The sequence below is a fragment of the Terriglobales bacterium genome (assembly GCA_035691485.1).
Classification (GTDB): domain Bacteria; phylum Acidobacteriota; class Terriglobia; order Terriglobales; family Acidobacteriaceae; genus JAIQGF01.
Window position 1 is genome coordinate 1 of the sequence record DASSIZ010000121.1, and the last position, 18,169, is coordinate 18,169.

18 protein-coding genes and 1 tRNA gene are annotated in these 18,169 nt (G+C 60.2%); 10 read left to right on the forward strand and 9 right to left on the reverse strand.

All coding sequences use genetic code 11. The features are described 5' to 3' along the window. The 3 genes from VFI82_15685 to VFI82_15695 form a co-directional block, all read right to left on the reverse strand. Positions 1–257: cyclic nucleotide-binding domain-containing protein (locus VFI82_15685; protein ID HET7186128.1), on the reverse strand; the 257-nt coding region annotated here is incomplete at its 3' end. Positions 258–933: 676 nt separating this feature from the next. Next, positions 934–1,536 (reverse strand): recombinase family protein, encoded by a 603-nt coding sequence (locus VFI82_15690; GenBank protein ID HET7186129.1) that lies wholly within the window; start codon positions 1,534–1,536, stop codon positions 934–936. Between the two features lie 199 nt (positions 1,537–1,735). Then, positions 1,736–1,808: transfer RNA gene (locus VFI82_15695), tRNA-Ile, on the reverse strand. A gap of 338 nt (positions 1,809–2,146) precedes the next feature. On the opposite strand from VFI82_15695, the gene VFI82_15700 reads away from it, so the two are divergent. Continuing rightward, the gene (locus VFI82_15700) at positions 2,147–3,040 is read left to right on the forward strand and encodes a ChbG/HpnK family deacetylase (GenBank protein HET7186130.1); all 894 of its coding nucleotides are present in this window, start codon (positions 2,147–2,149) and stop codon (positions 3,038–3,040) included. A 108-nt stretch (positions 3,041–3,148) separates the two neighbouring features. Here VFI82_15700 and VFI82_15705 read toward each other — a convergent pair whose 3' ends face one another. Beyond that, on the reverse strand, positions 3,149–4,843 hold the full coding sequence (locus VFI82_15705; GenBank protein ID HET7186131.1) for a M20/M25/M40 family metallo-hydrolase: 1,695 nt from the start codon (positions 4,841–4,843) through the stop codon (positions 3,149–3,151). A 257-nt stretch (positions 4,844–5,100) separates the two neighbouring features. Between VFI82_15705 and VFI82_15710 the strand changes: the two genes are divergently transcribed. Then, positions 5,101–5,457: a hypothetical protein gene (locus tag VFI82_15710; GenBank protein HET7186132.1), complete on the forward strand. Its 357-nt coding sequence runs from the start codon at positions 5,101–5,103 to the stop codon at positions 5,455–5,457. 130 nt (positions 5,458–5,587) lie between these two features. On the opposite strand, the gene VFI82_15715 is transcribed toward VFI82_15710, so the two are convergent. The 3 genes from VFI82_15715 to VFI82_15725 form a co-directional block, all read right to left on the reverse strand. Further along, positions 5,588–8,635: a TonB-dependent receptor gene (locus VFI82_15715; GenBank protein HET7186133.1), complete on the reverse strand. Its 3,048-nt coding sequence runs from the start codon at positions 8,633–8,635 to the stop codon at positions 5,588–5,590. Positions 8,636–8,795: 160 nt separating this feature from the next. Beyond that, positions 8,796–9,638, reverse strand: a complete 843-nt coding sequence (locus VFI82_15720) for a maleylpyruvate isomerase N-terminal domain-containing protein (protein HET7186134.1) — start codon at positions 9,636–9,638, stop codon at positions 8,796–8,798. Positions 9,639–9,769: 131 nt separating this feature from the next. Then, entirely contained in the window at positions 9,770–10,750 is a 981-nt protein-coding gene (locus VFI82_15725) for an HD domain-containing phosphohydrolase (GenBank protein HET7186135.1), read from the reverse strand. A 143-nt stretch (positions 10,751–10,893) separates the two neighbouring features. On the opposite strand from VFI82_15725, the gene VFI82_15730 reads away from it, so the two are divergent. From VFI82_15730 to VFI82_15740, 3 genes are all read left to right on the forward strand, one after another. Beyond that, positions 10,894–11,568: a hypothetical protein gene (locus tag VFI82_15730; protein ID HET7186136.1), complete on the forward strand. Its 675-nt coding sequence runs from the start codon at positions 10,894–10,896 to the stop codon at positions 11,566–11,568. Between the two features lie 21 nt (positions 11,569–11,589). Beyond that, positions 11,590–12,183, forward strand: a complete 594-nt coding sequence (locus VFI82_15735; protein ID HET7186137.1) for an FmdE family protein — start codon at positions 11,590–11,592, stop codon at positions 12,181–12,183. Between the two features lie 108 nt (positions 12,184–12,291). After that, a complete protein-coding gene (locus VFI82_15740; GenBank protein ID HET7186138.1) occupies positions 12,292–12,666 on the forward strand; it encodes a hypothetical protein in 375 nt (124 codons plus the stop codon). 172 nt (positions 12,667–12,838) lie between these two features. Here the strand turns inward: VFI82_15740 and VFI82_15745 are convergent, their stop codons facing one another. Continuing rightward, positions 12,839–13,690, reverse strand: coding sequence for a hypothetical protein (locus tag VFI82_15745; GenBank protein ID HET7186139.1), 852 nt, complete (start codon positions 13,688–13,690; stop codon positions 12,839–12,841). 88 nt (positions 13,691–13,778) lie between these two features. Further along, on the reverse strand, positions 13,779–13,976 hold the full coding sequence (locus VFI82_15750; GenBank protein HET7186140.1) for a hypothetical protein: 198 nt from the start codon (positions 13,974–13,976) through the stop codon (positions 13,779–13,781). Positions 13,977–14,165: 189 nt separating this feature from the next. On the opposite strand from VFI82_15750, the gene VFI82_15755 reads away from it, so the two are divergent. The 5 genes from VFI82_15755 to VFI82_15775 all read left to right on the forward strand — a co-directional run bounded on the left by VFI82_15755 (position 14,166) and on the right by VFI82_15775 (position 18,169). Next, positions 14,166–14,570 carry an SgcJ/EcaC family oxidoreductase gene (locus VFI82_15755; protein HET7186141.1) on the forward strand — a complete coding sequence of 135 codons (405 nt, stop codon included), beginning with the start codon at positions 14,166–14,168 and terminating at the stop codon, positions 14,568–14,570. Positions 14,571–14,642: 72 nt separating this feature from the next. After that, positions 14,643–15,083 carry an OsmC family protein gene (locus tag VFI82_15760; GenBank protein HET7186142.1) on the forward strand — a complete coding sequence of 147 codons (441 nt, stop codon included), beginning with the start codon at positions 14,643–14,645 and terminating at the stop codon, positions 15,081–15,083. A 145-nt stretch (positions 15,084–15,228) separates the two neighbouring features. Next, positions 15,229–16,317, forward strand: a complete 1,089-nt coding sequence (locus VFI82_15765; protein HET7186143.1) for an energy transducer TonB — start codon at positions 15,229–15,231, stop codon at positions 16,315–16,317. A gap of 42 nt (positions 16,318–16,359) precedes the next feature. Next, positions 16,360–16,794, forward strand: a complete 435-nt coding sequence (locus VFI82_15770; GenBank protein HET7186144.1) for a hypothetical protein — start codon at positions 16,360–16,362, stop codon at positions 16,792–16,794. Positions 16,795–16,846: 52 nt separating this feature from the next. Then, the gene (locus VFI82_15775; GenBank protein ID HET7186145.1) at positions 16,847–18,169 is read left to right on the forward strand and encodes an amidohydrolase family protein; all 1,323 of its coding nucleotides are present in this window, start codon (positions 16,847–16,849) and stop codon (positions 18,167–18,169) included.

An 18,169-nucleotide genomic window follows, 5' to 3' on the forward strand; every position in this document is an offset into this window, starting at 1 on the left:
GTCGCTTCCTTGCCGCGTTCGTTGACGACGGTGAGCTTCACCTTGCCTCTTTGTATATAGAAAACCGTGTTCGCAGGCTCACCCTGAGTAAACAGGGGTTCCTTCTTCGCCAGTTTCAGGAGCTCTCGGCCAACGCCGACGGTGGCAAGAAAGGCCTCAGGATCAAATCGGCTGCCCGCGCGGCTGCTCTTGGGCGGAGGGAAAAGACTTTTCTGTATCGGGGTCCGGGCATCTTTGGTCGTTGGTTTGGAAAGCATCGTGTTGTCCTCCTCTGGCGAGGCCGGTGTGCTACGGCCCTGGGCCGGGCGGACGACAACGCTTGCAGGCGGGCCGCCGATATGCTCAACCCAGCGGCAAGAGCAAGGTGTACAAAATTGTACACCACTTTTTTTATGCTAGAGGTTTTTTGTTATGAAAGATAGTTCTTGGATAGTTGAATTTTGCTCGGTACCGGACAAAAAATCCGGTTTTGGGACTGAGTTGCGGCAGGGGGTGCAACTTTAAACGCGTCTGTCTCCTACCCCCTCAAGCGTTTAACCCTAGTTTTGCTCCGCTTGTAATGTCGCCGGACTGAGCTACGAATGTTGCGGCCTACCTATGCGCCCTTCGGGAAGCGGTTCGCTAATGGCATTCCATTATTTCGGAATGGTTTCTTCTTGACCCTGCCCGTGATCGGTGATATTACTTTAATGTTAAAGTAAATGTTTTTTAAGAGCGGCTGTAACGCCAGCCGGGCCTTTGCAAGTCGAGGGCCCGGCTTTTTCTTTTTGGAGCGGATATGTATTTCACCATCGCCGAACTGGCCGACTGGCGCGGCGTCACCCTATGTCGTCCACCATTATCCTCCAAGAAGAAACGGCGACGCCCGGGCGGGCACGTCGCCGTGATTGGAAATTCGCCTGTGCTACTGTGCCACGCGAACCATGCTCCCTGTCAAGAGGTCACCGCCCGCGCGGCACGGAGGCAAACCATCGGAGCGATGCCTAACTCCAGCCCCACCGCGCGCCAGCTCAAGCCGCGCGCCCGCGCTGCCCGCACCGCGTCTACGTCCACCGGCACCGCCGGGCGGCCCAGCTTGATGCCCTTCGACTTGGCGTGCCGCAAGCCGGCGATTACGCGCTCGCGGATGATGTCTTTTTCGAGCTGAGAAATAGCTCCCAAGATGGTGAACATCGCGGCGCCCAGCGGCGTGCTGGTGTCAAGCGCCTCCGAATAACTCACAAATCCCACGCCCAGCGATTTGAACTCTTCCAGCGCCATCAACAGGTGCCGAGTGCTTCTGGCGAAGCGGTCGAAACGATGAACCGCCACAATATCGAACTCTCGCCGGCACGCGGCGGTCATTAGCTGGTTGAGTTGTGGGCGCGATTCTTTGCTGCCGCTCACGCCGGCATCAATGTACTCGTGTACAACTTCCCAGCCGCGCGCGCTGGCGTGCTGGCGCAATTCACGGAGCTGAACTTCGCAGTCTTGCCCGTGTTTGAGAGTGGAAACGCGCGCGTACAGCACGCAGCGGATAGAACGATTTTCGGCCATGGCGTGCCCGCTCCTATCGGGCGACTGTGGTTAGCGCCGTTCCGGGAGCAACCGGGGCGGTGCGTTTGATTTTGGCGGTGGATTGTTGGTGGGCCGGCGCATTCCGTGTGACAAAATTCCCTGGGGTCGCGCAATTGCGGAATCGGGGGCCACAGCGCCGATTAGCGCCGAGAGCCGCATTTTTATTGCGGAATTTCGGTGGGCCCGCCAGGATTTGAACCTGGGACCAATGGATTATGAGTCCACTGCTCTAACCGCTGAGCTACGGGCCCTTCAGACCTAACGAGTTCGGTCCAAGTGCGCCACTGGACCACTATTGTACGGCTAGCCGCCGGCTAGCGGAGTGCCGACGCGGTGCCCTTCCACGCTCATGCGCCACGGACCACGGGGCAACATCTCCCAGGCGGTAGTCCCGATACCGGATGGTCAGTGTGGCGGCGATCGAAGCCGGGTGCTTTGCAGCAGTCTCGACAGCACTCTCGGCATATTGCTGGCGTGTGGCAACGGCATGAAAAAATGATGAATGGTTCCAGTGTTTAGCCCACAGAGTTCTCCTGGTTCGACACGGCTTTTATGGTCGAGCGGGGCGTGTCCGTTACACTAGGTCGAAGTGAAGCGTCTCATCATTAATGCCGATGATTTCGGCCTCACGCGCGGCATCAATCGCGCCATCGCAGAAGCATACCAGCACGGCGTTGTCACCTCGACGACCTTGATGGCCGCCGGCAGCGCCTTCGAGGACGCGGTCGCGCTCGCCCGGACGCTCCCCCAACTTTCCATCGGGTGCCATGTCGATCTCATCCAACTCGCGCCGGTTTTGCCTTGCCGCCAGCTTCCAACTCTGACCAGCGGTGCGACCTTCCGGCCCGGTTTTGCCCGCTTCGCGCGCGCCGCGCTGCGCAACCGCCTCTCGTCGGAGCAAATCACCGCCGAGGCTTCGGCGCAGATGGGGAAACTTCAATCCGCCGGCATCACGCTCAGCCATTTCGACACGCACAAGCACACCCACCTGTTTCCGCAAGTCTTGCGCGCACTGCTGCGGGCAGCGAAAGCCTGCGGCATCCGTGCCCTTCGTAATCCTTTCGAGCCTGACCCGCTGGTGCGTCTTTCGCAATTGTCGTTGCGTCCGAAGATGCTCGCTCGCTACGGCGCGGTGCGGGCGTTTCAATCGATGGCAGGGAAGTTCCGCCACATCGTCGAGACGGAGGGCTTCGTCACCACCGATGGCACCGTCGGCATCGTGCTCACCGGTTATCTGGACGAGCGGCGGCTGCGGGGGTTGATTCGGCGCATTCCAAAGGGCACCTGGGAACTAGTCACCCATCCCGGTTACAACGATGCCATGTTAAGCCCGTTGTCCGCGCTTACCGCCTCGCGTGAAACTGAGCTTGCCCTTCTCACTGCCGACGGCACGCGTGATCTGCTTCGAGAATGCGGCGTGGAATTGATCTCGTACCGCGACTTAATGGCGGAGAAAGTGTCAGCGAAGAAGGCCGATCACTAGCAGAGGCAGCGCGCACCTGTGCTGCGCATCTCCGGCAGCATGGGCGCGGAATCAACACAAAAAAAGGCACGGCCTTTGCCATGCCCATAGAACTACATCCAAGACGGCTCACTCCTTTTTGCCCGCTTTCTTAACTTTGACGGACGATGCTTCGCCCGCGGGTTTCGTCTCCGCGCGCAGCAACTGGGTATCGTTTCCGAGCGGCTTGCGCGGCATCATCTGGTCGCGCATGGCGGCGTTGTACACGAACGACGCCATGATGGCCGCCGCTTCCATCAGATCGTCTTTCTGCGCGCGCTCGTAGACGTCCATGTTGGAGTGGTGTGTCCGGGTATCGTACTCGAGCGGGTCCTGGATGAACTGGAAACCCGGCACGCCCACGGCGTCGAACGAGAGGTGATCGGTTCCACCGGTCGATTTCATGGTGACCGTGGTTGCGCCGAGGTCGCGGAACGGTTCCAGCCAGGCTTCGAAGATCGGCCGCACCGACGCGTTCTCCTGGGTGTAGATGCCCCGTATTTTTCCCGAGCCGTTGTCCAGGTTGAAGTACGCCGACACCTTGCCCCACTCCGCCTTGGGAATCACCGGCCCTTGTTGCCGCCGCATGTACGAGGGCAGCGCCGCCTCAGTCGGGCTCAGGTCCTTGGGTTGCTGGCGTTCTCCGATGTGTTGCGTGACATAGGCCTTGGAGCCCAGCAGGCCCTCTTCTTCGCCGCTCCACAGCGCAATGCGGATCGTCCGCCGTGGCTTGACGCCCAGCGATTTCAGGATCCTGACCGCCTCCATGGCGACCGCGACTCCACAGCCATTGTCAGTGGCGCCGGTGCCCGTGTGCCATGAATCCATGTGGCCTCCGAGCATCACGATCTCATCCTTCTTATCGGCTCCCGGAATTTCCGCCACCGTGTTGTAAGCCATGGCGTCGTCATCGTAAAACTTTGTCTTGACCTCGATTTCCAACTCCACGGGCACCTCGCGATCCATCAGCCGCATGATGCGTCCGTAGTGTTCGATTCCCATGACCAGGCTGGGCACGCCCGCGGGTTCGTCCTTCTTGTAGGCCTGCGTACCCTGGACAAAAATAGTCCCGCCATCGCCGTTGCTCGGCTTGATGATGACCGCCGGCTTTTCCTCGGTCAGGAACTTCGCCAATTCCTTGCGGAACTGGAGGCGTCGGATCATCTCTTCGCGGGGAGGCCGCTGATATCCGTGCCGCTCCACTGCCTGGTACTGGTACACCTCGTCGAGCCGCTTGTCGTCATAGCGACGCATCTCCGCTTCTTCGTGCGGTTTCACCTCGCGCATGTCGCCCAGGACAACGATCTGGCCCGCCAGTTTTCCGCGGTATTTCTCGAAATCTTCCGTTTTCTCGATTTTGGCGCGCATCACGCGCCCGCGCACCATGCCGACGGTGGAAGGAGTCCAGGCTTCCGGCTGCGCAATCAGCATGGCCACGTCCGGCGAGGTCATGCGCACGAACACCGATTCCTCCGACCAGCCCCGGCCAAACGGTCCGTAACTCTCCAGGTGGGCGTTCGCCAGGCCCCATTTCTGGAACTGGTCCCGCGTCCACTCGTTGGCCCGCTTCATGTTCGGCGAACCGGTCAGCCGCGGACCAATGCGGTCGGTCAGTTCGCTGAGGGTGTCCATCACCTTGGAATTACGGAACGCTTCCTGGCGAATGCTGGTGATCATTTCCAGGTCAACACTCTCATTGTTCGCCGCGCCGATGGCGGGTACGGCGATGGCCGCCGCGATGACAACCGCCAGCGCGGCCGCTGCATACGAGACCCTGCGTCGCATGATGACTCCTCTTGAATTGTTTGGGTAGAGGTGGATTTCAATCCCCCGAGATCGGCGAAATAAATTCCTCCGCTACGCTCCTCTGTTGCCGGGCAAATCGAGATTGTCAACCAGCAACCCGGATGGCGGCAATGTCGTTTACACAGCTTTACCCAGAATGCATCACAAATGGTGCAAAATCTCCCGATTTGGAATCGTGGCACATCTCGGCACGACCCGACCTAATGGTGGAAATTTATTCAGCTACTCAGGAGCAAATGGATGCATCCTACTCGCGTACGCTGGTGCAAATGGGGCTGGAACGCCTTCCCCTGAGGCATCCGCTTTCCCTCCTGCAGGAGGCCTGCATGTTGTCCAAGTGCGCCAACCCTGACTGCAATACACCGTTTCATTACCTGCGAGACGGAAGGTTGTACCAGATCGACACTGCCGACAGCGCCGAGCCGGGCGACAGTTTGCCATTCACCTTCGAGCCCAAGCGTCCTCACAAAGTTGAGTTCTTCTGGCTGTGTGGACACTGCTCCACGTCCATGACGCTCAGCTTCCAGCGCGGGAAAGGCGTAGTCGCGGTCCCACTTCCGGCGCCGATCACTCGGCGGGCCGCCGCATCGTAGAGCGGGATGGGCGTTTGCCCTCAAACTCGAAATTTCCCTTCCGCACCTCAAAATCCGAGTGCATCCAAATCCGAAATGAATAAAGGCCGCTGCTGGATGGCAGCGGCCTTGTCGCGTGCAAAACGTCTGGCTAGAAGGTGAAGCGCACTGCCAGTTGCAACTGCCTGGGATCGCCAACGCCCTGGCGCAGGAATCCGTCGAAATCGAATAGCGGCGGTGACACCAGGGGGTTGATGTTGTTGATGTTGTTAAAGGTGTTGAACATCTCGACGATGGGAGTGATGGCCTTGCCTTCGCCGATCTTGAAAGGACGCATGGCTCTCCAGTCGAAGGAGATGTAGGCATTGTCCTTCCACGCGCAGTTGCGGATGGGACAGCCGGTCGCGGTGATGGGTTGCGGCGTGTGGGCTTGCAAACGCAGGTTCAGGTTGATCTTCGCCGGTAGTTCCGAGTAGCTGTAGAGGTTGAACTTGTGGCGCTCGTCGCGGTCTGAGAAGTGGTAGTCCAGCGCCGGCTTGGATGGATTCAAGCGGCGATCAGTAAATGGGTCGCGCTCGTTGGAGTCGTTGTCCAGATCCTCCGAGAGCACATAGTTCATGTCCAACTGGAAGTGCTGGCTGAAGCGCTTTCTGAAGCCGAAGGTGGCGCCGCGATAGAGCGATTTGCCCGTGCTGTTGGTCACGAACAGGTCCGAGATGTTGGGGAACGGCGCGCCCGTGGTGCAGCAGGTGGAATGGAATGTGCCGCTGGCGTCAAAGAAACCAGCGGGATAGTCGAAGAAACGCGTCAGGTACACCCCCTTCGACCAGGTGAAGTCGGTGTAGAACGACCAACTGGGGGCGATTTCCTGTTCATAACCGAGATTTCCGGTGTAGATACGCGGGTTCTTGTAATGTTTGTCGAAAACGCGCACGCCCGCGCCTGGAGGAATGGCGCCCGTGGGCGCAGGAACCGGGAAGGCATTCGGCCAAACTGGGGGCACCGGCGTAAAGCCCAGCTGAGCCAGAGAGGTATTGGTGAAGATGGTGTACTGCTGCACGCCATTGGTGGTAATCGAGCCCACCTGGGTCAGCATGTTCTGGTGGGCGTTGTAGATGCCGGCGCTGGCGCGCAACACCGACTTTTGATTGCCGAACAGGTCCCAGGCAAAGCCCAGTCGCGGCTGAAATTCCGCCTTCTGATTATGCTCGGTCCCATCTGACGGGAATAAGGGATCGCTCAAATACGGTCCATAGGCGGTCTTGGACGGAGCGACGACTGGACTGGGGAAGATCTGCGCTTCCCACCGCAGGCCATAGTTGAGCGTGAAATTGCGCGTTACCTGCCACTTGTCCTGGACGAACAGCGCGTAGTCCTGGTTGCTGATGGTGGAGGCGCCCGGGGGAAGGTTCAGCAGTCCGGTCGGAAGTCCGTCCTGCAGATAGAACAGGAGCGGAAGGCCGGTATAGGCGCCGCCAGGACAAGTTTGATTGAACGGGGCAGTGACCGTGACCCAACTTCCATTGCCGCAAAGATTCGCGCCGGGTCCGAAACCATTGGCCGCGGCCGGCGAGGCATAGCGCAGGAAGCCGTCGGTGGTGGCGAAAATGTAACGGCCCTCAAAGAATCCCCGGAAGGTCTGCGCATTCAAGCTGTGAATCCACTCGCCACCGAACTTGATGTTGTGGTTCCCGTGCACAATGGAAAAATTGTCGCGAACCTGGGTGCGCCAGAAGATTTCATCCACCGTTGGGCCCAGGAAGAACGGATTACCGAAGCGGAAGGCTTGCGAGTTTCCCCCGGCATCGGTAAAGCCGATGGCCGTATCGGCTGGAACTTTGGACGAAGTGGCTGAGCGCGGGCGGTTTTCGCGCGAGTAGGTGAAGTGCAACTCGTTGAGCGTGTTGTTGCTGATCGTGGAAATCCAGTTGGCGTTTATGGCCTGGATTTTGGACGGTCCCTCGATGCCGTTGGCCGACGCACCATAGGTGGGGACGTCGAAGGTCTGGTTGGTATTCTTCGAGTAATCGAAGTTATAAGAGGCGGTCAGCTTGTTGCGCCCGGTAACGTTCCAGTCGAACTTGCCGAGCGCATTGGAATTGCGGATGGGATGGCTGACCGGCACGCCTTCTGCCTGGCCGCGGCTGCCTTGTATGAAATTGATCAGTGCCAGCCGCTGGCAATCGGTATTGGCATTGATCAGCGCCTCGTTGGCCTGGACGGTGGGCGTGGCGATCGGGCACGCCGTCGGCCCCAATTGCGCGCTCAGATTCTCGCGAGACAACTCGGCGATGATCTGCTCGAAGGCGCCGAAGAAGAACATCTTGTCCTTCTTGATGGGCCCGCCAATGGTGCCGCCGAACTGCTCGCGGCTGAAGTTCTTCAGCGGCTTGCCGTCCGATGTATCGGAACTCAGGGCTTCCAGACGCTGGAAATGAAATAGGCTGCCGTGGACGTTGTTGGTGCCGGACTTGGTGATCACGTTGATGACGCCGCCGGCAGTCCGGCCGAACTCGGCGGTGGCGCTGTTGGCGACTACCTGGAACTCCTGCACCGCGTCCATGGTGATGTCGATGGCGGCGCGCTGGCCCCCCATCTGTTCGCCGAAGAAGCCGTTGTTGTAGTCGCCGCCATCCAGGCTGATGTTGTTAAAAATTCCCCGCTGGCCGGAGAAGGTGATCTCGTCGCCGTCCGGGCCCTGCACAATGCTGACCCCGGGCGTCAGCGTCAACAGGTCCTCGAACTTGCGGCCCAGAACCGGGGTGGTGGCGACCGTGATGGGCGCCAGCGTGGTGCTGACCTCGGTTTTCGTGGCATCTACGGTCGGGGTGGCGGTCACCACGATTTGCTCGCCCGTCGCCGATACCCTGACCGGGATGGTCAGCGAAACCGCTTGGCCGACCGTCAACCCGACATCTTTCTGCACGACGGTGGCGAAGCCCTTGGCGCTGATGCTGAGGTTGTAGTTGCCTGGGTTCATTGCCAGGAAGACAAACCGGCCATTGCTATCGGTCGTCAGTGTCCGGCTGAAGTTTGTGTCCGGGTTCTTGGCTTCAACGGTGGCGCCGGGAACCACGGCCCCGCTGGGATCGACAACCGTGCCCTGAATCACGCCGGTCGTGATCTGGGTTTGAGCAACAAGTTGAACTGAAACTGTAAGCAGCAAAAACGCCAACGCGATCAGACGCAGCGCCTTCATCAGGTACCTCCGGATGGAATGGGACTGCTTTTATTGCAACGGGCCGTTTTGAAAACCCACAAAGTGGACTGCTTGAGAGTTGGCGGATTATAAGCCCCGAGGAGAAGTTCTGAAAAGTTTTTTGAGAGGCCGCCTTTCCCGGAAGTGCGCGAGGGAGGCCTCAGGCAACGATCGCGATCGTGCTCAGCACGTGCAGGCCGAGGTCGCGATCTCCCTCGACGCCGATTTGCGCCGCGGCCGAGGCGCGATCGATCCCCTTGGTGAAAATACGCCACGCGATTTCCTGGGGGATGGTTACTTCCGATCGTTTCTTTCCGTGCGGCTCGGCTACCAGTTGCCAGGCGCGGTCGTCACGAAGCAGGAACCAGCTTCCACCGCATTCGCCTGCGACGTTGAAACGTAACAGGGTTTCCGCTTCAGCACTGAGGTTGCGATAGGAAAACGGCAACGCGCGCATGAAGCAATCGAGCACCGGATGGTAAAGCTCGCGTGTCATGATGCCGGGACAGTTGACGGCCATCCGGATTTGCTGCTGGTGATGCCAGCGCTCGGTGAATTCGCGGGCGGTATCGAACCAGTTCAGCGATTGCTGTTCGCCCGCCCAGCTCACTCCGAACATGGCCGGCGCGAACGGGTCGAGAGATTGGTGATAGGCCGCGCTTTGCCGCGACGCCAGCTCCATCATGTCAATCAGGACCGCGGGGCTGAGCCGGCGATAAGTTCGCACGCCCTCTTCATTCATGCCGTTGATGAATGCCGCTAAGTCTCGCGGGGAGCGGATGTCCGGTTGTTCGGCGACGTAGCCGTCCCGCGCCAGCGAGAGCTTGCGCAGCTGCGTATCGAGCAAATGCGCAGCGACGTCCTTTACCTTCCATCGCGGCGACACAGTCTGCCGTTCCCAGTCGTCGAGCGAGAGCGAGCGCAACAGCTCCAGCAGCTTGCGCTCGATGACACGGAATAGATGTGCCGTCAGAATCGGCGGAAGTGGTTTGAGTTCCGACATACCTCTTGATCTAGCAAATTCGTAATCTTAAACCTCGTAATTGGACCCCTGCACAGAGCGGCAATTGGACTCCCGCACAGACCTGTCCCCTTGCAAACCAAATTACAAAATTACCAGGTTACAAAATCAGGTTAGGCCGCTTGCGCGTTGCGCAGCATCTGGAAGAACTCGGCGACCAGACTCGGGTCCCAAAGTCCGGCCGCGGCTTCCTGGCGCATGGTTTCGGCGGCCTGCTCGTGAGGCAGGGCCGGCTTGTACGGGCGGGCAGTGATCAAGGCATCGTAGACGTCCACCACCTGCAGGACTCGCGCCAGCAGCGGGATGTCCTCGCCGCGCAGTCCGTCGGGATAGCCGCTGCCGTTCCAGTGCTCGTGATGGTTGCGAATGATGGGCAGCACCATGCGCAGCGACTTCAGCGGTCGGCAGATGGTTTCCCCGGTAATGGGGTGCTGCTTCATGATCTGCCATTCCTCCGCGGTGAGGTTGGCGCCCTTCTTGAGAATTTCGTCCGGGACAGTGATCTTGCCAAGGTCATGGAGAAATCCGCCACGCCGCAGTGCGACGATAGATTCTTCGTCCAGTTCGAGTTGGCGTCCCATCTGGCTGGCGTAGCGCGACAGGCGCTCGCAATGCCCCTCGGTGTAGGGATCGCGCGCCTCGACGCTGAGGCCGAGCGTGCACAGCACGTCTTCGGCGTTCTCCAGTTCATCGGTAAATTCCTTCAGCTTGATCAGGGAGCGGGCGCGCGCGAACAACTCTTCCGGAAATATGGGCTTGTTGAGGAAGTCGTCGGCGCCGGCCTCGATGCCTTGGATCCTGTCCTCGCGATCGCTGAGGCCGGTGATCATGACCACCGGGATCAGCCGCGTGGCGGCGTTGGCCTTGAGCTCCCGACAAAGATCGTAACCCGATTTGCCGGGCATGATGACGTCCAGCAGGACAAGATCGGGCAGCTGCGAATAGATCTCGCACTCCGCGTCGTAGGCGTTGTGCACGACGCGCACCTGGTAGCCGCGTGATTGCAGCAATTGCTGCATGAGAGAGGCGTTGTCCTGGTTATCGTCAACGACAAGGATGCGCGGTACGCGCTTCTGCGTCAGGCCGGAATTCATGTGTCCTCTAGTTGACGAGAGGAGAGCTGGTTTTGGTTGCATCTGCCCCACGAGGGTGCACCCGAAGCACCAAGGGTAATTGTACCCCCTGGGCCATGACCCTGCGACTTGCGGAGCTCCGCCGCCGGGACTAGGCTTCTCGCATGCGTCATTCTTTTCTCGTACTTACGGCCTGTCTCGGACTGGCAATCGTCGCCATGGCCGCGCCCAGGCAGCATGTTCTCAGTTGGGGCAAGTGGATGCCGGTCAAGCTGTTCGTGGGACCAGATGAATCTACGGCGGTGGACATTAAGATGCGGTCACTGTTCGTAGATGGACACCTCAAGGAGTTCACCACCGGGGATCCGCACGACGTTACCGAGCGGCTGCTGGTGGTGCGGCGCGCTTATCGGCTCAATGACTGGCTGCCATCGGACGCGGCCACCGCGCATAAATGGAAGTGGCAGCGCGGAGGGTGGCTGCTGGTGGACCGCGAAACCGGGCGGGTAAGCCAGCTTACCTTGCCCAACTTCGACCCGTTCTACTCGCTGGCCAGCTGGTATCGTGATTATGCCGCCTATTGCGGCGTGTCGGATGACGGTACCAAGCTGTACGCCATGGTCGCGCAGCTCGGTCGCAAGAAGCCGCTGCTGAAACGCGAACTGGGCGCGGTGAAGGATTCCGGTATTCCTGACTCGCAATGCCTCGCCCCGGAATGGCAGCGCCAGCCTCCTCGGGTAACGTTTGTGCCCGCCGGCGGTCAGAAGCTGACTTTCAATGTTCGCGGACATGGGGCGGAAGCTTTTGCCGAGCCGGCAGCAGCAGAGGAAGATAAGTAGGTTCATAGTTTCAGGGTTCCCATGAACATGAAGTCTCTCGACGAGTTCCTCCGCGAGGCCGAAGTCGCACACGGCCATCTGTGCGCCGGACAGGTGCTGGGCGTGCGCATGGCCATGTTGGGGCTGCAGAAGCTGGGAATCGAGGATCCTCGCGGAAAGGACCGCAAGCGTCTGGTGACGTTCGTCGAGATTGACCGCTGCGCGACTGACGCGGTCGCCGTGGTCACCGGATGCCGGTTGGGAAAACGTGCGCTCAAGTTTCGCGACTGGGGCAAGGTGGCGGCAACTTTCGTCGACGTGTCGAATGGGCGCGCTTATCGGATTGCTGCCAAGGAATCGTCGAAGGGATTGGCCCGGAGCATGCACCCCGAGATCGAAAACAAGAACCAGCAGCAAATGCTCGCCTACCGGGAAATGAAGGACGAAGACTTGTTCGATGTGCAGGCGGTCACGGTCGAATTGCCGCCGGAAGAATTTCCCGGATACAAGGGCGAGCGGGCGGTGTGCGCCCGTTGCCGTGAAGGCATCAACTTCCGTCGTGAAGTGGTGCGGGACGGCGAGGTGCTGTGCCGCTCCTGCGCAGGCGAGGCGTACTATCGGCCGATTGAGCAGTAACCTTCATATTGTTCGTCACTGCACTGGGTCAAATTCGCACTTGCAAATCAGGGGCAGCTGCGGCATTGTCGGATCACCGTTTCCCCGACAGGTGTTCCGGAGGCTGCCTTGCCCCGAGGTGGTACACCGCCCCTGGTCCCGATGTGGCCGGGTGTTTGTGTCGTAGAAAAAAATCCATTCCCATTTTTCCCGTTCAATCCGCGGTGGCGGGAGCAGTTTTCCGCGGCGGAATTCCAGTTTTTCTGTGTGCTGCTGCGCTTGGCGTGGGTTTCGCCGCGTCCTTGCCTGCTGCCCAGCGACCACGATCAACTGTCGCGCCTGCTGGAACCGCACATTCGTGGGCCGATGCCGCAACGCGTATTGGCGCGATTCCAGGTGCATCCGCGCCTGCACATGCTTCATTTCCCGCCGCAACTCCGGGCCTTGGAACGGCTGATCGCGGGCGAAGATCTCTACGCTCTGCTCTGGGACGACAGGCTGTGACCGACGATCGTGAGCAGGTTACAAGCGGCGAATTCTCGCCCATTGACGGCCGCGCTCCGACATCGCCGGGCCACCTGATGAGAACCTGCCCAACCTGCTCCGCCCCGCTTGAGGAACACCGCTGCAAGCTGACCTGCCGTCGCTGTGGATTCTTCCTGAGTTGTTCGGATTTCTACTGATCGGAGCTTTGCGCTGTATCAGGCCCCTTATCGGAGCGCCCGTTCGCCTGTTTCCATACGCGTTCGACAGCATGCTCGATCAACGGCAGGGCAGGCGAATCGCCGCCCGGGTTCATGGCCGTCGCGAGCGCGTAATTCCAGCGTTCGGCGCGAGCGAACTGCTTGGTCGGCTTGCGCTCCACGGTGCCAGCGTACATATACGCAAACCACAGGCCAGCGGCAACGTTGTAACTCAGCATCTTGCCGAGTTGGACGAAGCTGCCTGCCGCCATGCCAAAATTTGCGAACACGGTGACCACGATCAAATCAGCAGCCGCAATGATGCCGAATCCCAGTGCAACCCCGAAGAGACGGTGACGCAAGGTGATGCCAAGGTAGGCGGAACACAGCAGCATCAGCAGAACCAGCCCGCACTGCATGATCTCGAGGCTGCGGACGCAGTTCAGGATGGTTGCGAAAACCTGCGTCCTCGCCGCCGGACGCGCGGTCACCGCCAACATGATAGCGGCCATCAGCAGGACGAGCGAAGCCCAGCGGAAGAGGATGGTCCCCAGCTCGCGCAAATCGGCGAATGGCTGGAAGACGTTGGTGAAAACTTCGTAAACCACGCCAAATCCGAGCGCCATGCCCACTGCCGCCAGGATCCAGTAGGCGTAGAAGTAGGTTCCTCGTGAAACCTGGTAGGTGGAGAACCCGATAACGAAATCGGCAACCTGAAACAGCACGAAAGCAAAAAAAATCGGGAACTCTTTCGCCAGTTTCCGACGCTGCATGAGCGCACTGAGGCCAACAAAGACCGGCACCGGCGCGATCCACAGGACGTAGTAAAGCAAGCGGAGTGACATGAGCGTTGCAGGAGCATAGCTCCGCCTGCCGCTCCGGAGCAAGCGTTTTGATTACTAAAGGTTGCTACAGCAAGTAACCCAAAGTAACTTACCGGGACGGCGGGGCCGGTGCGGCCGGGGGAATCGGATCCGGGCAGTTCGGGTCCGCGTTCGGATCACATAACGGCATCGGGCCGCCGCCCGCCACCACCACCGGCGCATTCTGCTTCGCGCTCTTCTCCATCACACCCGCAAACATTCCGAGCAGCATCAATACAGCAATAGCGCCACGAACGGCAGATTTCATGGGACTCTCCTAAAGTGGAAATTGAAAAGAAATGGGCAGCGCAGTCTAACCGAAGAGAAACCGGATGCAACAGGGAAATTTGGGTACAATTTCAGGTTGTGGTTTGGGCAGTGGAGCTACTATCGAAGCCGCCTGCCGCCTGCGGCGGCAGGCGGGCGAAACCAGGATTGCAGCCTTTCGGAGGTCATGATGCCGAGTACCACCGATGCAGTCGAACAGCACATCAGCCAGATTGGCCAGCAATGGGCACGCAACTGGAACGCCGGTGATTTGGATAAGCTGATCCGGGCGTACGCGCCGGATGCGGTGTACATGCCGCCGCATCATGCCGCCGTGCACGGCCGCGATGCGATTCATGAGTATTTGAAGACACCCATGCAGCACGGAGTTGGGGAACTGTCGTACGAGGTCACCTTCGTCAAGCATTCCGGCGACTTGGCTTACGACGTCGGTCGCTATTCCATGGCGGTGCCGCGCGAAGGCGGCAAACGCCAGGACCGCGGCAAATATCTCACCGTGTGGCGGCGGCAAGCGGATGGCGAATGGCTGATCGTCGCCGATACCTGGTCCAGCGATTTGCCGCCGAACTCTTAACCATAGCCGGCAGTCCGGGACCCCGTCTCCCGAACACCTAGCGGATTTCTTACCTCAAGAACTGGAGATGCTATGCAACGCAAAGGCAGTGCGGTTTGGAACGGCGGATTGAAGGACGGAAAAGGAACGGTTTCAAGCGCCAGCGGTGTTTTGTCGAACACTCCTTATTCCTTCATGACGCGATTCGAAAACGAGAAGGGAACCAACCCCGAGGAATTGATCGCTGCGGCGCATGCCGGCTGTTTTTCCATGGCGCTGTCGGCGCAGCTGGGCAATGCCGGGCTGAAGCCGGAGCGAATCGCGACGGAAGCCACCGTCACGCTTGAGAAGCTGGAGGCCGGCTTTGCCATCACCCAGGTCCACCTGCAGACCACGGCGCGCGTTCCCGGGGCTTCTGCGGAAGCATTCCGCCAGGCCGCGGACAATGCCAAGAGCGGCTGCCCGGTATCGAAGCTGCTGAACGCGAAGATCACATTGGACGCCAAGTTGGAGGAATCCCGGGCTGCGGACTAATCAGGCCCGTGCGGTGGGTGTGCCGGTCTGGTTTGCGGCCGGCAGACCTTACCGCCGAAGAATCTGCTCGCAACCAGAGTAGCTGTTGAAACCCCCATCCCGCCGTCCTACAATGCCCGCTACTTGGGGCGGGATGGGGGTGCGCATGAGATCCCTTCGCGAAGGCGCGTTCTGGCTGCTCCTCACGCTGCTGGCTAGTGTTGCTTCCATCTGCCAGACGGCGCCGCAAATGGCGCCCCTGCCTGGTGATCCGGCGGAGCCATCCACCGGCGCGACCTTTGTGCCCGATACTCCACAAGAGCGTGCGCTGGTGCTCTCGCTGGTCGAGCGCGCCCGCCAGAACAGCGATCTGCACATGGCGACCATGTCGCCGTTTACCCTGAAGCTGTCGTTCAACGCGGCTGGGCAGGCGCTCTACACCGGCGCCGGCGACATGGAAGAAACCTGGCTGTCAGGACGCAGGTGGCGCTGGTCGGCACATTTGGGCGGGTTCTCCATGCTGCGTGTCGGCGGTGGCGGTGTCGCTTACGACGACAAGACCGCCGGCCCCATTCCCATGCGCATTCACATGCTCCGCACCGCGGTTTTCTGGCCGGTGCTGAATTTCTCGCCGGGAGCGTTGATCCGCATCGCGTCTACAAAATGGAACGGTCTTGACCTCATGTGCGTTCTGCTCTCTCGGCAGGGTAACCCGGCAACCGCGACCCAGGGCCGCCGTTGGGAGGAGATGGAGTACTGCATTGACACCCAGGCCGGCCTGCTGCGGCTCTATTCCGAAGCGCCGGGAATCTACATTGCCTACGACTACCAGGACGCTCTGCACTTCCACAACCGTGTGCTGCCGCGGAAGATCACTATTACGGAAGGGGAGACCACGGTGCTTTCCGCGCGCCTGGAGAGCATCAACGATCCCGTTTCTACCGATGCCGGTTACTTCACTCCCACCGAGCAGATGAAGGCGCGGGGCCCAGGCGCCATGCTGATGATGCCGATGCGCTTCCCCAGGTTCGTGTCGTTGACAGGTGGTCCGGTCGGACACATTCAACCAGTAATCGTAGTGGCTGAAGTCGGCGAAGACGGCAAAGTGACGGAGGCGGAAGTGTTGCAGGAGTCGAACTCCGCGCTCGCTCGCCAGGTGCTGGAACAGGTGAAGAAGACGACTTCAACCGCCGGCAAGGACAACGGCGTGCCACAGCAAAAACAGTTTTACATCAACGTTCAGATTGGAAGCTGACGCCAACCGCGCATGACCCCAAAACAACGACTTGACGCGTGCATGTCTCGCTACACACCGGAAGTGGCAGCGTGCGCGCGCAGGGCGCTGGTCAAAATGCGTGCGCGGCTGCCCGGTGCGGTGGAACTGGTGTACGACAACTACAACGCGCTGGTGATTGGCTTCGGGCCCACCGAGCGCGCTTCCGAGGCGATCTTTTCCATTGCCCTGTATCCACGCTGGGTGAACCTGTTCTTCCTGGATGGCGCCAAACTTTCCGATCCCGGGCGCCGTCTCCGGGGCGCGGGAAAATTAGTGCGCAGTATCGTGCTGAGCGACGCCTCGGAGATGGACGACCCGGAGATTCGCAAGCTTATCGATCAAGCAGTACGGCGAGCAAAGGTTCCTATTGATGGCAAGGCGCGGCGACGCCTGGTGATCCGCTCCATTTCGGCAAAGCAGCGTCCACGCCGTCCGCTGGCCAGGTCCAGGGCTTGAAGCACTCGTTCCCAGCCTTGCAATGTGGTATGTACGTTCATGTATGCGCCGCGTGACTGCTCTCCTCGTCCTGACGTTCGCCGCTGTCTTCGTCTCCGCCCAAACCCAACCCGACCCTGCCTTGCTGGCGGAAATTCAACAGATCAAGGCCATCGACAACCATACCCACGTGATGAAGGTGGTGGCCGCGGGGGAGCACGACACGGAGTTCGACGCGCTTCCCTGCGATCCGCTGGAACCTTCCGGCTCGCCGACCATGACGCGCCCGGAAAATCCCGCATTCATGAAGGCGTGGAAAGCGCTGTACAACTACCCTTACGACGACTCATCTCCGCAGCACCTGCGCGAGTTGATGGCCGCGAAAGATAGGATCAGGCGCGAGCAGGGCGAGAATTTTCCGACGTGGGTCCTGGACCGCCTCAATATTCAGACCATGTTCGCCAACCGTGTTGCCATGGGGCCCGGTCTTAAGCCGCCGCGGTTCCGCTGGGTTCCCTACGATGACGCGCTGCTGTTTCCGCTGAACAACGCCGCCATGGCCGACACGCCGGACCGCAAGATCTTCTACGCCCTCGAAGAAAAGTTGCTGCGGCGTTACCTGTCGGACCTGCAAGTCGCGCGCCTACCCGCGTCGCTCGATGAGTATGTTGCTCGCGTCGTATTGCCGACGCTGCAGCGGCAGAAACAGGCGGGCGCGGTCGCGGTGAAGTTCGAGGCCGCATACCTGCGCGCGCTCGACTTCGCGCCCGCGAACCGCGACGCTGCCGCCGACCTTTACCTGCGGCAACTTGGCGACGCGCGCCCCTCTTCCCTCATCCACGCCCCCACCAAGGCGGAATACAAGGTCCTGCAGGATTATCTGTTTCACGTGATTGCGGCCGAAGCCGGAAGGCTCAACATGGCGGTGCACCTCCACACTGGCGCTGGTTGCGGCGGATATTTCCAGCTCGGCGGCGCCAATCCGCTGTTGCTGGAAGCCGATCTCGATGACCCTACGCTGCGCAAGACCAATTTCGTTCTGCTGCATGCGGGTTGGCCGTTCACGCGCGAAGTCGCATTCATGTTGGGCAAGCCCAATGTCTGGGCGGACACTTCGGAAGGCTGGATGATCTCGCCGCGCGAACTGGCCAATTACATGCGCAGCTGGATGGAGTGGTATCCGGAAAAAGTGCTGTTCGGCACCGACCTGTATGCAGCCACTCCGGAAATCGGTTGGGAAGAGGTGGGATGGCAAACTTCGCAGGGCGCCCGCTGGGCGCTGGCCGAGGCTCTGACCGGCATGATGGCTGACGGTGAGATCAGCCGCGCTCGCGCGCTCGAGCTGGCGCGCATGGTCTTGCACGACAACGCCGCCAAACTGTACGGCATCCCTTAG

What these genes read in the sequence shown, in the direction of transcription:
- VFI82_15735 (HET7186137.1), top strand. Translation starts at nt 11,590, where the DNA reads ATGAACATGAAGTCTCTCGACGAGTTCCTCCGCGAGGCCGAAGTCGCA.
- VFI82_15690 (HET7186129.1), bottom strand. Translation starts at nt 1,536, where the DNA reads ATGGCCGAAAATCGTTCTATCCGCTGCGTGCTGTACGCGCGCGTTTCC.
- VFI82_15755 (HET7186141.1), top strand. Translation starts at nt 14,166, where the DNA reads ATGCCGAGTACCACCGATGCAGTCGAACAGCACATCAGCCAGATTGGC.
- VFI82_15750 (HET7186140.1), bottom strand. Translation starts at nt 13,976, where the DNA reads ATGAAATCTGCCGTTCGTGGCGCTATTGCTGTATTGATGCTGCTCGGA.
- VFI82_15760 (HET7186142.1), top strand. Translation starts at nt 14,643, where the DNA reads ATGCAACGCAAAGGCAGTGCGGTTTGGAACGGCGGATTGAAGGACGGA.
- VFI82_15770 (HET7186144.1), top strand. Translation starts at nt 16,360, where the DNA reads ATGTCTCGCTACACACCGGAAGTGGCAGCGTGCGCGCGCAGGGCGCTG.
- VFI82_15725 (HET7186135.1), bottom strand. Translation starts at nt 10,750, where the DNA reads ATGAATTCCGGCCTGACGCAGAAGCGCGTACCGCGCATCCTTGTCGTT.
- VFI82_15720 (HET7186134.1), bottom strand. Translation starts at nt 9,638, where the DNA reads ATGTCGGAACTCAAACCACTTCCGCCGATTCTGACGGCACATCTATTC.
- VFI82_15710 (HET7186132.1), top strand. Translation starts at nt 5,101, where the DNA reads ATGGATGCATCCTACTCGCGTACGCTGGTGCAAATGGGGCTGGAACGC.
- VFI82_15765 (HET7186143.1), top strand. Translation starts at nt 15,229, where the DNA reads ATGAGATCCCTTCGCGAAGGCGCGTTCTGGCTGCTCCTCACGCTGCTG.
- VFI82_15715 (HET7186133.1), bottom strand. Translation starts at nt 8,635, where the DNA reads ATGAAGGCGCTGCGTCTGATCGCGTTGGCGTTTTTGCTGCTTACAGTT.
- VFI82_15730 (HET7186136.1), top strand. Translation starts at nt 10,894, where the DNA reads ATGCGTCATTCTTTTCTCGTACTTACGGCCTGTCTCGGACTGGCAATC.
- VFI82_15745 (HET7186139.1), bottom strand. Translation starts at nt 13,690, where the DNA reads ATGTCACTCCGCTTGCTTTACTACGTCCTGTGGATCGCGCCGGTGCCG.
- VFI82_15705 (HET7186131.1), bottom strand. Translation starts at nt 4,843, where the DNA reads ATGCGACGCAGGGTCTCGTATGCAGCGGCCGCGCTGGCGGTTGTCATC.